The sequence below is a fragment of the Sphingobacterium sp. UBA7625 genome (assembly GCF_002484085.1).
In the GTDB taxonomy this organism is placed as follows: domain Bacteria; phylum Bacteroidota; class Bacteroidia; order Sphingobacteriales; family Sphingobacteriaceae; genus Sphingobacterium; species Sphingobacterium athyrii.
Window position 1 is genome coordinate 12,224 of record NZ_DLJD01000023.1, and the last position, 14,300, is coordinate 26,523.

Below are 14,300 nucleotides of genomic sequence, written 5' to 3' on the forward strand. Positions count from 1 at the left end.
TTAAAGTTTTGTTTATTTTTTAGTGAAAGTCGATCCTAGTGATTAAATTGCGGGGGTAAGGAAATTTTTTGCCTGAAGAATGGATCCGGTTAATTTTTTTACATTTGTTTACTTTGATTCTTAGTTTAAGCGCTCTATGATATTAATAGTCGATGACAACCCAGATAATATTTATTCATTACAAAAGTTATTGGAATCCAAAAATTTTAAAGTCGATACTGCCCATTCCGGTGAAGAGGCTTTAAAGAAAATTTTAAAATATAATTATGCTTTAATCATATTGGATGTGCAGATGCCCGATATGGACGGTTTTGAAGTTGCTGAGAACATTGCTGGATTCAGTAAGACTAAGGAGACGCCGATTATATTTTTATCTGCTGTCAATACCGATAAACGTTTTATTACGAAAGGTTATGATTCAGGAGGACTGGATTACGTCACCAAACCCGTCGATCCGGATATTCTGATGCTTAAAGTCAAAACATTCTATCGACTGTATGAGCAGACCCAGGCCCTCAAGGATATCCAGCAGGCTTTGGAAATGGAAGTGGAGAGAAGGAAACAGGCGCAATTGGAACTTCGTTCGAAAGTAGACTACTTACATACCTTATTGGAATCATTGCCACAAATTGCTTTTACCTGTGACCATCTTGGTAATATTGGCTTTGTCAATGGCCGTTGGTTCCAGTTTTCGGACAGTGAGAACACATTCCCGCAGACGCATCCTGATGACCGGTCGATCATGGCTGAATTGCAGGAAAGTCTTGAGTCCGGTAAACCTTTGGAAATGGAGGTGCGGGTTAAAAAGCGGGATGAATCGGGGTATTCGTATCAATTATTAAGGGTCTGGCCAATTTTGGAAAATGGCGAAAATAATTGGGTGGGGACATTTACCGACATTGATGCGCAAAAGAAAGCAGAGCAGGAAAAGGATGAGTTTTTGAGTATTGCGAGCCATGAACTGAAGACACCGCTGACAAGCATCAAAGCTTATATGCAGCTACTTGACCGTAAGTTGAGTCTTGACAAAAACTGCCCGGAGGCCAAGTATGTTGGCCGGGTTCAGGATCAGGTTGGAAAGCTCAACAGTTTGATCACGGATTTGCTTGATCTATCAAAAATCGACAATGGTAAACTGCGGATCAATAAAAAGGTATTCTCGCTTGAACGTATGGTACAAAATGCCATTGATTCCATTGTGCAGACCCATGATCAGAGCAATATGGAATTATATAGACAGGGAGATATCTCGGGACTCATGGTCTACGGTGATGAGATACGCCTGGAGCAGGTTCTTGTTAATTTTTTAACAAATGCTTATAAGTATGCCGCCGGAACAGAGAAGGTGATCGTCGATTGCAGCGTAATGACAGATGTCGTAAAAGTCAGCGTGATAGATTTTGGAATCGGTATACCTGAAAACAAACTGTCGGAGGTTTTTGACAAGTTTTACCGTGTAGAGGAAACTTCCTTTGATTTCCAGGGGCTGGGAATAGGCCTCTATATTTGTTCGGAAATTATCCGTAGCCATCAAGGTACCATTGCCGTTGAAAGTTCAGCCGGTAAGGGGTCCACATTTTATTTTACATTACCATTAAATCTGCCTACAGATGCCGAATAAAACACTTAATAACTTATCTATAGGAATTGGTTTTTCACTACTGGCGCTGCTGGTGAGTTCCACGGCATCTTATCTGGGGATTAAAGAACAGAATAAGCACCGTCAGGAGCTGGCCGCTACCCGAAAAATAATCAGTTTATCAAATGTTATCCTTAACTCTCTGCAAGGGGCAGAAACGGGAAACAGGGGGTATCTGCTCACGGGGAAGGAGAATTACCTGGAACCATTCAACCAGGCTTTAGCGAGCCTGCCGGTTGAGCTGAATGAAATAAAGGAGCTTACGAAAGCCGATCCTGAGCAAAATGTTCGGGTAGACAGCTTATTTACAGCGGCCCAGCAAAGGTTAGCTGTATTAAAGGAGTCGGTGAATGTCAAAAGGAATGGCGGGACTGTTAGTCTGACGCAGCTGGACGAGAGCAAATCCGCAATGGACAAATGCCGTAGCATCATTAAAGAAATTATTCATTACGAAGATGATGGTATCGATCAAAAATCCAGCAATTTAGATAATTCTTCGTTTATAACGACCTTATTTGTCGTGATCAGTGCATTGCTATCATTGGTGATTACGACATACTTTTATTTTCGGCTAAGAGCAGACTTTCTTAGACGCCTAGCGCTGGAAAAGTCACTCCGTGAGAAGGATGAAGGGATTGCCCGCAGGTTAAATATGGTTCAGAAGATCACTAATCGTATTGCGCTAGGGGATTATGATGTAAAAGCCGAGGACATTGAGGAAGACGACCTTGGTGCGATTGCCAAATCCGTTAACCGGATGTCAAAAGCCTTAAAGAAATCATTTGATCAGCTTAAAGATAACGACTGGCTGCACATGGGATATGCCGATCTTTATACCGGATTGGTCGGTAACAAAACCGAACGGGTACTTACCACAGATTCAGTAAAGGGATTAGTCAATTATATAGGCGCTATTACCGGAGCGATCTATGTTTTTAATGAGGAAAAACTTGAACTATCTGGTGCTTACGGATTGGACCCAAAGGCACAGCAATATTTTCTCCCAAATGAAGGTTATGTCGGACAGGTCTTTGTTGATCGGGAAACGAAAATCATAAATAATATAAACACGGAAGACTATATCGTGAGTTTTGCCAGTGGAAAGGTCAATGTACAGCACCTTATTTTTGTACCTATTGTATGGGCTGATCAAGTGTTGGGTGTGCTGGAGATCGGGCACCGTCAGCCGTTTGCGGAAATTGAATCAACATTTCTGACGGAATGTGCCAGACAACTTGGTATCGCTATCGCTTCGGCGAGGGGCCGTGCTAAAATTCAGTCACTTTTGGAGGAAACTCAAGTACAGTCTGAAGAATTGTTGACGCAGCATGCGGAGCTGGAGAATCTGAATACGGAATTGGAAGCGCAGACCTTCCGTCTGCAGTCGTCCGAGGAGGAACTGAAGGTGCAGCACGAGGAATTGATGCAATCAAACCAAGAACTGGAAGAACGTTCAAAACTGTTGGAAGACAAAAACCTATTGATTGCCGAACGTAACCTGGAAATTCAGCAGAAAGCGGAGGAACTCGCTTTAAGTACCAAATATAAGTCTGAGTTTTTGGCCAATATGTCCCATGAGCTGCGTACACCGTTAAATTCCATCCTGCTACTTTCGCGTTTGCTATCTGAGAATAATGAACACAATCTTAGCGCTGACCAGATCGAATCGGCTAAAGTGATCCAAAGTTCGGGAACGAGCCTGTTAACCTTGATTGACGAGATATTGGATCTTTCAAAGATTGAGTCGGGTAAAATGACATTGGAGTATGCGATACTGAATTTAAATGATATCTCGGCGGATCTGAATAATTTATTTCTTCCGATTGTCAATGAGAAAGGCCTGGCTTTCACAATCAATATTGATCCCGGGGTCAATAAAAATTTTCAGGGCGACAGGCTTAGAATTGATCAGGTGCTGCGGAATCTGATTTCAAATGCGGTTAAATTTACAGCAGCCGGTGAGGTGAGACTGGATATTTACGAAGACAGTTCCGATAAGGATAAGCTTGTTTTTGCCGTGATTGATTCGGGTATAGGGATTCCGCTGGAAAAACAGAAGATAATTTTCGAGGCTTTCCAGCAGGCGGATGGTTCGACAAGACGAAAATTCGGAGGGACAGGACTGGGTTTGTCTATCAGCAGAGAGATTGCACGCTTGCTAGGCGGTGAAATCAGACTGGAGAGTGAGGAAGGAAAGGGAAGCACGTTCTTATTTATTATTCCGAATCATCCGGTAGATCCCGGGGAACTGCGTACGAAAGAAGAGTTGCTTGTAGAAGAGATCCATTCTGAAATAGAGGAGGTGCGCGAGCTTGTGGCGGATGACGTCTATAATCCAGCCACAATACGTATTCCGGAGGAGTTACCTGATGATCGGGATAGCATTGTTGCGGGGGATAAGGTTATTTTGATTGTCGAAGATGATATCAATTTTGCGAAAGCATTATTGAAATACACGCATAGCCAGCACTATAAGGGTGTTGTTGTTGTACGTGGGGATCATGCATTGCCGGCGGCCAAGAAATATCATCCACAGGCGGTTTTATTGGATATTCAATTGCCGGTCAAGGATGGATGGGCTGTGATGGATGAGTTAAAGGGGGATAAGAGCACAAGGCATATTCCGGTACATATCATGTCTTCACTTGAAGTGAAGAAGCAAAGTCTGTTAAAAGGTGCAATTGATTTTATCAATAAACCTGTCGCTTTGGAACAGATGACATCGGTTTTTCAAAAGATAGAATCTGCTTTGAGCAGGTCTCCAAAAAAGGTGCTCATTGTTGAAGAGAATCCTAAACATGCTAGCGCATTGGCTTATTTTTTAAGCAGTTTCAATATCTCACTTGAAGTAAAAGATAATGTTGAAGATAGCATCACAGCATTGGGGACCGCTGAGGTGGACTGCGTGATCTTGGATATGGGTGTTCCCGATGAAATGGGCTATAATACCCTGGAGGCCATCAAACAGCATGAGGGACTTGAAAATTTACCGATTATCATATTTACGGGTAAAAATCTGTCAAAGTCAGAAGAGCTGAAGATTAAAAAATATGCAGATTCTGTGGTTGTTAAGACTGCACATTCTTATCAACGGATTTTGGATGAGGTGGGTTTATTTCTACATCTGATCGAGATAAACAGTTCGGATGATGTGCGACGTAAAAACAACGGGCTTGGCGCATTAGCGGATGTGCTGAAAGGAAAAAAAGTGCTGGTGGCTGATGACGATGTGCGCAATATATTCTCAATGACGAAAGCATTGGAGAAATTTCAGGTAGAGGTTATTCCGGCAATGGATGGTAAGGAAGCACTGGACGTACTGCGTTCGGGAGAGTCGATTGATATCGTGCTGATGGATATGATGATGCCCGAAATGGATGGGTATGAAACAATCAAGAATATCAGGCAAACACCTCAGTTTGCGACATTGCCCATTATTGCGGTCACTGCCAAATCAATGATTGGTGATCGTGAAAAATGTATACGGGCTGGTGCTTCGGACTATATCTCTAAACCTGTGGATATAGACCAGCTGCTGTCGTTGTTGCGCGTATGGTTATATGAAAATTAATTAAGGCGGTTAATGAATCAAAATAAAGTGATATTAATTGTTGACGATGACAACCGGAATATTTTTGCACTCGGTTTGACCTTGAGAGCGAGAGGATACCAAGTTGTCAGTTGTACTTTAGCAAAGGATGCAATTCAACTTTTGGAAGAGGGAAATGGTATTTCATTGGTGCTAATGGATATGATGATGCCTGAGATTGACGGTTATGAAGCGATTCGTTTGATCCGGGCTTCCACGCTTATCAACGATATTCCCATCATAGCTGTAACTGCCCAGGCAATGCCCGGGGACCGGGAGAAATGTCTGGCATCGGGGGCGAAGGCTTATATTTCAAAGCCGATTGATGTTGATTTGCTGTTGACCGAAATAGAACGATTGATATCGTGATGTTGGGCCATAATATAATTAAGGACGAGGAGATCGATATTTTATTGGAAGATATCTATCAGCGCTATGGCTACGATTTTATACAGTATAGCCGGGCATCGATTAAGAGAAGGATCAACCGGATCATGACGAATGACCGATTTGCGAGTTTTGCGGAGCTCCGATTCGCGTTGAAAGACGACCCGGAGTTTCTGCAGCATTTTGTGGAGGAAATTACGGTGAATTTGACGGAAATGTTTAGGGATCCTTTATTTTTCCGACAGCTGCGCGAGGAGATCTTGCCGCAACTGGGTACCTATCCATTGATCCGGATCTGGGTGGCAGGCTGCGCCAGTGGTGAGGAAGCTTATTCTTTGGCTATTTTGCTTAAGGAAGCCAATCTCCATCATAAATCGTTAATTTATGCAACGGATATCAATCCACGTGTGCTGGAAATAGCACGCAATGGTGTCTATCCACTGAGTCAGATCAAATCTTTTTCGGAAAACTACATCGAATCTGGAGGAAAGCAGGATTTTTCGAGCTATTATACAGCAAATTACGACTGGGCTAAATTTGATCCGGAATTAAAACAAAAAATGATCCTATCAACCCATAATTTGGTTTCAGATACTTCTTTTAATAGTTTTCAGCTGATTTTGTGTCGCAATGTATTGATTTATTTCAATAAAGATCTGCAGGACCGTGTATTTAGATTATTTGACGCAAGCCTGGAAAATCTAGGTTTTTTGGGTCTAGGTAGTAAGGAAACCATCCGTTTCTCAAGTATTCAACAGAACTTCACCGCAGTGGGTGATCAAAAAATTTGGAAAAAACTCTACCCACAATAAGATGGTTTTATTTGGCACGATATTCAAGCCTTAATAAAGCCATGTATGGGAGATAAACTAAGCGATATGAGCAAAAGAAAAACTGTACTGATTTTTGAAGACGATACCATTATATTGGAGGTCATAACAGTGGTGCTGACAGATTTGGGTTTTCATGTTGAAGTCTCCGAAACATCACATGATATCATTCAAAAAGTTGAGTCTACGGAACCGGACCTTATTTTAATGGATAACTGGATTCCAAATATTGGCGGGGTAGAGGCTACCCGTCTCTTAAAAGCCGATGATAGGTTTAAACATATTCCGGTTATTTATGTATCTGCCAATAATGACATCGAATCGTTGGCTGTAAGCGCCGGTGCAGATGATTTCTTATCCAAGCCCTTTGATCTGGATGATCTGGATGATATTGTTAATAAGTATATCTAATAATTGATTGAACGAGGATCGTGTTCGAACTCCGGCCAGCCCTTCTGGTTCGAATCCATATCGAATAAAAAAACCTTTCATTTCTGAAAGGCTTCTTATGCGGAGAGTGAGGGATTCGAACCCCCGAACCTGTGACAGTTAACGGTTTTCAAGACCGCCGCATTCGACCACTCTGCCAACTCTCCGCGACAAAAGTACGAATTTTTGCTCTCCTGCCAAATTTTATTTTAGAAATAGTTCCTATTTAGCTTTTATAAACTGTATATCAGCGCTAAATTTTACATCGTCACTTACCATCACGCCACCTGTTTCCAAAGCTGCATTCCAGTTAAGTCCAAAATCTGAGCGTTTGATCTTTCCTTCGACGATAAACCCAGCTTTAGTATTTCCCCAAGGATCTTTTTGAATACCCGCAAATTCCAGATCAAAAACTACAGCCTTGGTCACATCACGGATGGTCAGATTTCCTTTAATTTGATCATTTTCTAAGCTCGTTGCTTCAAATGTTATTGCAGGATATTTTTCTACATCAAAAAAGTCAGCGCTTTTTAAATGTCCATCACGTTGCTCATTTCTGGTGTTGATAGAAGCAGTATCAATAGATACTTTTGCAAGTGCATTCTCAAAAGTATCATCTTCTGCATCAAGATCTATTTTAAAACTGTTAAAGTTTCCTTTAACATTTGTGATCATCATGTGTTTTACTTTGAATTCTATTTCGCTATGTGCAGCGTCCAATTCCCATTTTCCTTGTGCCATAATTTTGTGTTTTTTCTTATTTGTTTAATAACACAAAGGTAACAGCGTTATTTGTCTTTTTGTTTGACCTAGATCAATAAAATAATCTTGTTGAAAAGCAATCAGTTATTGAAAAACCATAAAAAAAAGCAAGTGATATTTTGGAATTGTTGAACAAATGTCTACTTTTGCATTACCGAAAGCGACGCGCCAATAGCTCAGCTGGATAGAGCATCGGTTTTCTAAACCGACGGTCTCAGGTTCGAATCCTGATTGGCGTACAAAAAGCCCCTTTGTTTAACACAGAGGGGCTTTTTTTATACTGTACTCAATTTTTCCAATCTGTTATCTAACTGCTTTACACAAAAATTTGGAGATAAAAAAGCACTTTTGCTAAAATATTCAAAGCGCTTTTCTATGTCGTTTGGTTAGCGGTAAAGAAAATTGGATTACTATTTTTAAGTCGCCAGATAAGGGAAGGCGATGGTGTTTTGATCAGTAAGTCCCTTCAAGCTCTTTGTAATCTTTTTCCCTACCTTGTTGGAGGTATAACTCCAAGAGTTTGTTGTAAGAGTTAATACCTCCTGATTTATGATCATATACCGCCGATTTCCAGTATTTCTCGGCGTTTTTTAGGTCGCCAAGCCCATAATAAGCTTCACCCAATATGGCTTTGACATATACATTGTCCTTATTTTTTAGCAAAATCTGGACTGCTTCATCATACCGTTGCAATTTGACAAGGGCATTTCCTAGTGTATAAACCTGCGTGGTATCTCCAGCGTCCACCATAGGCTTCAAATAGGTGATTACATCATTATAGGCTCCATCTCTTAAACTGAGGTTTGCAAGAGTTTCTGCAGCTTTTTTATCCCCTTTATTCAATGCCATTATATAGTATTGCTTGGCTTTTTCGGGCTGGTGGATATTGCTATATAATAATGCGAGCTTATTGATTGCTTCTATACTGCCCTCTTCGATGGCGAGTTGATAATGTTTAATTGCCTCTTCCGTTTTCCCATCGTTATTGAGGCGATCTGCTCTGTCCTCATTGGAGCTAGTACACGAAGCAAATGTAAGAAGTAATGTTACAGAAATTAAACCCCATATACTAAAAATTGTCTGCCTATTCATTGCTTAAAATAATATGTTGAATTAAAAATAAGGATAATACACTTAATAGTTCAAGCTTATTTTTACATATAGGCTATAACCTGTTATAAGTTGTTTTATCGTCATCATTTTGATATTGTATCGTTTGTATTTTCTTACAACTTGATCGTTTATTTAACTAGTGTGTGTGAATTTTGATTCATTGGTAATAGTCTATTATACATGATTTTTGTACCTTTAGAAAACGTTGAATTGTAGTTTATTTAGCTTATAGACAAAAGAATTGGTAATACTTTGTGGTTAGCTAGATAGAGTTAAATGGTGTAATAACATCTATATGGATGAAATATTTAAAAAACAGGTATACGAATTAACGAGACTAATCCCAAAGGGGCGTGTTTCAACTTATGGTGCTATTGCTAAAGCTTTGGGATATCCAAATCACGCTCGTCATGTTGGAAAAGCAATGGGCGGTTGTCCCGGAGATGTACCTGCTCATCGGGTGATTTCCAGTGGTGGCGTACTGTCCGTTCCGGAATTTCAGATTAAACTGGAGGGCGAAGGTATTGTGATAAATAATCTTAGGGTCAGGGATTTTAAGAATTTATTCTGGAACCCGATAAATGAACTTTAAAAAATGGATAAATGATAAAATATTGTGCATTTCTACGGGGAGTAAATGTGAGGGGAACCAATATGAAGATGGCCGATGTATGCCGGGTATTTAAAGATACGGGCATGGATCATGTTAGTTCGGTGCTGGCTTCCGGAAATATAGTTTTTTCATCGGATAGCCCTGTGGACGAACTTAAAATCGTTTTGGAAGCTGCTATGTCCAAGTCTTTTTCCTACGAAGCTTTTTTGTTCATTAAATCGGAGGAAGAAATTACGCTATTCAGGCGTAATATTCCTTTTGACATTCGTCCCGATTTTCATATTTATGCTTTTGTAGGTTTGCCAGGCGTAGAAGAACTGCTCATGCAAGAATTCAATAACAGTGCGAAAGCAGCTGATGAAAAAGCCAAAGTGATTAATGGGGTATTTTATTGGCAGGTGCCCAAAGGAAATACACTGGATTCAACATTCGGAAAAATATTGGGTAAGAAAAGTCTGAAGGATAAGTTCACCAGCCGCAATGTGAACACATTTGAAAAAATTCTGAAGATCATGCAGTAGGCTATTATTGTTATTGCATGCTAACATCAAAAAAGGCGTAATGATTATCGAATGATAGCCAGTACGCCTTTGATATTAAAATAATTTACAGATTGATCTAGCTTCTCTCAATCTCTGCGGATTGAGCCCATATATTAATATGTCCATCTTTTGCATAGAGATCAATCTCATGGATTTCTTCTGCCGTAAATGATAGCTTTTTGAGTGATCCGACACAATCAATGACCTGTTGTGGTCTCGACGCCCCAATAAGTGCAGAAGTCACCTGTTGTTTTCGAAAAACCCATGCAATGGCCATTTGCGCTAAGGTCTGTCCTCTACGTTGTGCAATGGCATGTAGCGCCTGAATATTTTTTCGGTTTTCTTCACTGAGAAACTTGGTCTGCAAGGATTTTGATTGTGAAGCCCTGCTATTTTCAGGAATATCATGTAAATATTTATCGGTTAACATGCCCTGGGCAAGTGGAGAGAAAACAATTGAGCCAATACCAATCTCGCCCAGAGTGTCTAATAGACCATCCGACTCAACCCATCGATTCAGCATGGAATAACTCGGTTGATGGATAACAAAGGGTGTTCCCAAGGATTTCAGTATTGCATAGGCTTCCTTGGTACGTTGCGAATTGTAGGACGAAATGCCGACATAAAGAGCTTTTCCGCTTCGCACGAGCTGATCCAGGGCCATCATAGTTTCCTCCAAAGGCGTGTTTGGATCGAAGCGATGTGAATAGAAAATGTCAACATAATCTGTTCCTAAGCGTTTTAAGGACTGATCACAACTGGAAATAATATACTTCCGGCTACCCCATTCGCCATAAGGGCCATCCCACATGTGATAACCTGCTTTTGATGAAATGATCAGCTCATCGCGATATCCCGCAAACTGTTGCTTAAGAATTTGTCCGAATGCAATTTCCGCGCTACCCGGGGGCGGTCCATAGTTATTGGCTAGATCGAAATGCGTGATTCCGAGATCAAAAGCCGTTGTGCAGATGTCAACTTTGGTTTGATGTGCCGTGTCATTCCCAAAATTGTGCCATAAACCTAAGGAAATAGCAGGTAACTGAAGGCCGGATTTACCACAGCGGTTATATATCATCTGTTGGTAGCGATCGGGATGGGGAGTGTATTGCATAGAATTGAATTGTTTTATTCCAAATATAGGTAATAAACAAATTTCTCCGAATTGAAATTTAATGTATTTTTATATCAAATTTTGAATAACTGAAGCTGTAAAAAAACATGAAGAAAATCACATGGATCTTAGCGGTGTTTTTGTTCTGGGCCGGCGGTGCCCATGCACAATCGAAACACCTATTATTTAAAACGGCATTTGGGGAGTTTAAGGTCGCACTTTATGATTTTACACCACAGCATCGTGATTTGATGTTAAGGTCGATTAAAGATAGTGTTTATCAGGGTGCCCTGTTCAATCGCATTATTGAAAATTTTGTTGTACAAGGAGGTGAGCACGATATAGATATCGAAAAGAAGGAGGCAGCAGATCCTTTACACCGAAAACCTAGACTGGCGGCGGAATTCGACGAACGTGCTTTTCACAAAATGGGGGCATTAGGAGCGGGACGTGACGGCAATCGGGAGAAAGCCTCCTTCCTTGATCAGATCTACTTTGTAGTTGGAAAAAAGATCACTGCGGCAGATCTCGATAGCTTGGAAATAAAAAAAGGGATTAAATATAGCAAAGAACAGCGGGATGAATACCTCGCTCATGGTGGACAGCCCAGACTTGATCGGGATTTTACAGTCTTTGGTGAGATATATCAAGGGCTAGATGTCATCATGAAGATAAGTCGGGTGAAAACGGATAAACAAGATTTTCCTTTGACAAAGGTACCCTTTAGTATTGTGGAGATTAAAGAATAAAACCATCTTGAAAGATGGTTTTATTCTTTAATTTTTCAATCGATGTATTCAATTCTTAGCTATGACCGTTTTTATCGCAATAAATGACCGGGAAAATAAAACGGTCAATGCGAGAAAGGACACAAAAAGCCCCATTAATTACTTAATGGGACCTGACATATATAAAACTGATTAAATTTGGCAGACGAAAAATATTAAATCTTTCCTGTTTCTTTCAAAAGTTTGTAATATGCATACACAATATTGATTTCAGCATTTGTATACTTCAGTTCCGCTTCAAGTTTTGAATTGGAAGCATCCATGATATCGACTATAAGTGCCAGTTGGTTCAAATACTTTTTTTCAATTATACGATAGTTCTCGTCTGCAAGTGCTTTGTTGTACTCGAGCGCATTGCGTTGTGAGTAGGCCTCATTGTATTTAATGTATGCGGTATTAACAGCCACACTGGTCTTTTGTTTCAGTGCTTGTTCGTATTTCTTGTTTTTTTCAATTTGTAAATCGTTTAGTTTTAGTTTTTTGTCCGTTGTATATAAAGAAGAAATGTTGTAACTCAATGAGACGCCCACATTCCAGGTATTCATATATTTATCAATGACAGGCATGACACTGGTGATCGGTTTGACAAGATTATTTCCAGCGAAAAGGCTGAGTGCGGGAGATTTCTCGGATTTGGTAATATCTTTTTCGGTGTAAAGAAGCTCTGTTTCTTTTGCGGCGAGCTGGATATTTGGATTTGATATGTAAGCCTCTTGTTTTAATGTTGTTAGATCCCGTGGTTGAAAGTGGGCCTTTAGAATACCGTCGTCGGGTGTGATGCGAGTGTTTTCCGGCAGTCCCAGTGCAACGACAAGTTCATCATTCAGAATACGCATATTATTTTGGACGACTTCTTTTGCGAGTTGTAATTCGGAGATCTGCAGTTGATTTCTTATGACATCATTTTTGGTAATCATCCCTTGCTTGTATAATTTTTCTGTAAGTTCCAGCCGCCTTTGGGCCAATTCGATATTCTGATGATAAACCTGCTCTTGATTGCCGAGTTTAAAGAGGTCCAGATAGTATCCCAATACCAAAATTTTGATGTTTTGCTCTTCATTTAGGTGGTCCAGTTCCGCTAGCTCTTCTCCCAAAGAAGATGCTTTAATTGAATTCTTGATTACTCCGCCTTTCCAGATAAGTTCCTTGGCCTCCAAGGAATAGTTGTTTCCGAAATGGGGCAGAGGAACCTTCTCAGAGCCCGATAGGTTCTTCTCGATCAGCGCCGCATCACCAAGGTAAAACGCTGAAGCTGATGCACTGATCTCCGGTAATGTTTTCAATTTTGCGACTGCAGTTTTCTGCTTGGCAATATCAACTGCTGTCTTTGAAACAGCAAGGTTGGGGTGATTGCGTATGGCGAGCGCAAATAATGTTTCAATATTGATCTTTTTGGTCGAAATGCTATCCTGACCGTATGTTAGATTGCTAAAAATTGTAAAGAAACAAACGACCAAGTACAAACCTGTTTTTAGTGCGCTTGATTTAATATTCATGGTATATTTCTTAGTGCTATATATGTAATACAAAGTTACATACTGGTATGATGCCAAGAAATGTCTATTTAATGCTTTGTGATGTTCAATTGGTAACAGTTGTGGCTTGTCGCTCCCGGAATATATTGGGGGTAATACCGACGTGTTTTTTAAAAAACTTGCTGAAAGCGTACTGATCAGAAAAGTGAAATTCCTGAGATAACTGATTGATTGTTTTATTGGAGACAATCAATTGTGCCCGAGCTTCGCTCAGTAACCAATTGCTCAGGATCGCGGAGGGAGAGTCTTTGGTGATTTCCCTGACACATATAGAAAGGTATTTGATAGAAATATGGAGTAATTCCGCATAGAACGCCAAATCCCGATGCTGTTTATAATTGTCAGCAACAAGTTGTAAAAATTGAACGGTAATCTCTTCTTTTCGCTGATTACGGATTGTTAAATGACGCTCTCCGGCATCATAAATCACAGCGGCCAGTAGATAAATGATTGCCATAAAAATATTAACATTTGCTTTTTGGAGAAAATCCATCCCTTGATTTTGCGCTTTTTTTCTATTTTGATGTAATGTTGAAATTAATGTCCAAATCGTTTCAAAGTCAGTAGCCGTAGGGCTGAATGGCACGGAACTATTTGCATGGATAAGACGGTAAGCATCATATTTACTAATGGAGAACCGGATTCGGTTGGAGAAATTTCTGTCGTAATTCAATACTTTGAATTGCGCATCTGGGCTGATCTCCGAAAAGCAATAGTACTTATTATAACCGATAAAGAAAATACTGCCTGCCTGCAATTGGACCGGGCTGCCGTTGCAATCAATGGCAACCGTCCCTGTATGTACGAGGATACAGGTCGTGTTAAGCGGGTGGTAAATATATTCACCTACTTTTTGGAGGAGCTCCGATTGATCTATAAGCTGTATTTTGTTCATCACCGGTATTATGCTAAAAAACCATCCTCCAGCATATAAGCACTGGAGGATACGGTCTTTGTGA

General features: G+C 40.4%; 13 protein-coding genes and 2 tRNA genes. 9 read left to right on the top strand and 6 right to left on the bottom strand.

The genetic code is table 11. From position 1 onward, the window contains the following. The first annotated feature begins 136 nt into the window (after positions 1-136). The 5 genes from B4G94_RS08380 (at position 137) to B4G94_RS08400 (ending at position 6,856) form a co-directional block, all read left to right on the top strand. Positions 137-1,621: a hybrid sensor histidine kinase/response regulator gene (locus tag B4G94_RS08380; protein WP_286858241.1), complete on the top strand. Its 1,485-nt coding sequence runs from the start codon at positions 137-139 to the stop codon at positions 1,619-1,621. Next, positions 1,611-5,210 (top strand): response regulator, encoded by a 3,600-nt coding sequence (locus tag B4G94_RS08385; protein WP_286858242.1) that lies wholly within the window; start codon positions 1,611-1,613, stop codon positions 5,208-5,210. The genes B4G94_RS08380 and B4G94_RS08385 overlap by 11 nt, the downstream gene beginning before the upstream one ends. Positions 5,211-5,222: 12 nt before the next feature. Next, on the top strand, positions 5,223-5,597 hold the full coding sequence (locus B4G94_RS08390; protein WP_286858244.1) for a response regulator: 375 nt from the start codon (positions 5,223-5,225) through the stop codon (positions 5,595-5,597). After that, a complete protein-coding gene (locus B4G94_RS08395) occupies positions 5,597-6,427 on the top strand; it encodes a CheR family methyltransferase (RefSeq protein WP_108633780.1) in 831 nt (276 codons plus the stop codon). Before B4G94_RS08390 ends, B4G94_RS08395 begins: the two co-directional genes overlap by 1 nt. A gap of 66 nt (positions 6,428-6,493) precedes the next feature. Then, positions 6,494-6,856: a response regulator gene (locus tag B4G94_RS08400; protein WP_108634516.1), complete on the top strand. Its 363-nt coding sequence runs from the start codon at positions 6,494-6,496 to the stop codon at positions 6,854-6,856. Between the two features lie 100 nt (positions 6,857-6,956). On the opposite strand, the gene B4G94_RS08405 is transcribed toward B4G94_RS08400, so the two are convergent. Then, positions 6,957-7,041 (bottom strand) — tRNA-Ser (locus tag B4G94_RS08405). A gap of 55 nt (positions 7,042-7,096) precedes the next feature. Next, positions 7,097-7,615, bottom strand: coding sequence for a YceI family protein (locus B4G94_RS08410; protein WP_108633784.1), 519 nt, complete (start codon positions 7,613-7,615; stop codon positions 7,097-7,099). A 186-nt stretch (positions 7,616-7,801) separates the two neighbouring features. On the opposite strand from B4G94_RS08410, the gene B4G94_RS08415 reads away from it, so the two are divergent. After that, positions 7,802-7,875 (top strand) — tRNA-Arg (locus B4G94_RS08415). Between the two features lie 214 nt (positions 7,876-8,089). On the opposite strand, the gene B4G94_RS08420 is transcribed toward B4G94_RS08415, so the two are convergent. Then, positions 8,090-8,728, bottom strand: a complete 639-nt coding sequence (locus B4G94_RS08420) for a tetratricopeptide repeat protein (RefSeq protein ID WP_286858247.1) — start codon at positions 8,726-8,728, stop codon at positions 8,090-8,092. A 316-nt stretch (positions 8,729-9,044) separates the two neighbouring features. On the opposite strand from B4G94_RS08420, the gene B4G94_RS08425 reads away from it, so the two are divergent. Both B4G94_RS08425 and B4G94_RS08430 read left to right on the top strand, forming a co-directional pair. After that, the gene (locus tag B4G94_RS08425) at positions 9,045-9,341 is read left to right on the top strand and encodes an MGMT family protein (RefSeq protein WP_165307222.1); all 297 of its coding nucleotides are present in this window, start codon (positions 9,045-9,047) and stop codon (positions 9,339-9,341) included. An 11-nt stretch (positions 9,342-9,352) separates the two neighbouring features. Next, on the top strand, positions 9,353-9,883 hold the full coding sequence (locus B4G94_RS08430) for a DUF1697 domain-containing protein (RefSeq protein WP_165307220.1): 531 nt from the start codon (positions 9,353-9,355) through the stop codon (positions 9,881-9,883). Positions 9,884-9,980: 97 nt separating this feature from the next. On the opposite strand, the gene mgrA is transcribed toward B4G94_RS08430, so the two are convergent. Further along, positions 9,981-11,018, bottom strand: coding sequence for an L-glyceraldehyde 3-phosphate reductase (gene mgrA / locus B4G94_RS08435; protein ID WP_286858249.1), 1,038 nt, complete (start codon positions 11,016-11,018; stop codon positions 9,981-9,983). A gap of 107 nt (positions 11,019-11,125) precedes the next feature. On the opposite strand from mgrA, the gene B4G94_RS08440 reads away from it, so the two are divergent. Continuing rightward, entirely contained in the window at positions 11,126-11,767 is a 642-nt protein-coding gene (locus B4G94_RS08440) for a peptidylprolyl isomerase (protein ID WP_286858250.1), read from the top strand. A gap of 194 nt (positions 11,768-11,961) precedes the next feature. Here B4G94_RS08440 and B4G94_RS08445 read toward each other — a convergent pair whose 3' ends face one another. Together B4G94_RS08445 and B4G94_RS08450 are read right to left on the bottom strand one after the other, a co-directional pair. Further along, positions 11,962-13,302, bottom strand: coding sequence for a TolC family protein (locus tag B4G94_RS08445; protein WP_286858251.1), 1,341 nt, complete (start codon positions 13,300-13,302; stop codon positions 11,962-11,964). A gap of 85 nt (positions 13,303-13,387) precedes the next feature. After that, positions 13,388-14,236, bottom strand: coding sequence for a helix-turn-helix domain-containing protein (locus tag B4G94_RS08450; protein ID WP_286858253.1), 849 nt, complete (start codon positions 14,234-14,236; stop codon positions 13,388-13,390). Between the last annotated feature and the right edge of the window lie 64 nt (positions 14,237-14,300).

Bases quoted from the DNA above. Each gene is read 5' to 3' on its own strand.
- B4G94_RS08380 (WP_286858241.1), top strand. From the start codon at position 137: ATGATATTAATAGTCGATGACAACCCAGATAATATTTATTCATTACAA.
- B4G94_RS08385 (WP_286858242.1), top strand. From the start codon at position 1,611: ATGCCGAATAAAACACTTAATAACTTATCTATAGGAATTGGTTTTTCA.
- B4G94_RS08390 (WP_286858244.1), top strand. From the start codon at position 5,223: ATGAATCAAAATAAAGTGATATTAATTGTTGACGATGACAACCGGAAT.
- B4G94_RS08395 (WP_108633780.1), top strand. From the start codon at position 5,597: ATGTTGGGCCATAATATAATTAAGGACGAGGAGATCGATATTTTATTG.
- B4G94_RS08400 (WP_108634516.1), top strand. From the start codon at position 6,494: ATGAGCAAAAGAAAAACTGTACTGATTTTTGAAGACGATACCATTATA.
- B4G94_RS08410 (WP_108633784.1), bottom strand. From the start codon at position 7,615: ATGGCACAAGGAAAATGGGAATTGGACGCTGCACATAGCGAAATAGAA.
- B4G94_RS08420 (WP_286858247.1), bottom strand. From the start codon at position 8,728: ATGAATAGGCAGACAATTTTTAGTATATGGGGTTTAATTTCTGTAACA.
- B4G94_RS08425 (WP_165307222.1), top strand. From the start codon at position 9,045: ATGGATGAAATATTTAAAAAACAGGTATACGAATTAACGAGACTAATC.
- B4G94_RS08430 (WP_165307220.1), top strand. From the start codon at position 9,353: ATGATAAAATATTGTGCATTTCTACGGGGAGTAAATGTGAGGGGAACC.
- mgrA (WP_286858249.1), bottom strand. From the start codon at position 11,018: ATGCAATACACTCCCCATCCCGATCGCTACCAACAGATGATATATAAC.
- B4G94_RS08440 (WP_286858250.1), top strand. From the start codon at position 11,126: ATGAAGAAAATCACATGGATCTTAGCGGTGTTTTTGTTCTGGGCCGGC.
- B4G94_RS08445 (WP_286858251.1), bottom strand. From the start codon at position 13,302: ATGAATATTAAATCAAGCGCACTAAAAACAGGTTTGTACTTGGTCGTT.
- B4G94_RS08450 (WP_286858253.1), bottom strand. From the start codon at position 14,236: ATGAACAAAATACAGCTTATAGATCAATCGGAGCTCCTCCAAAAAGTA.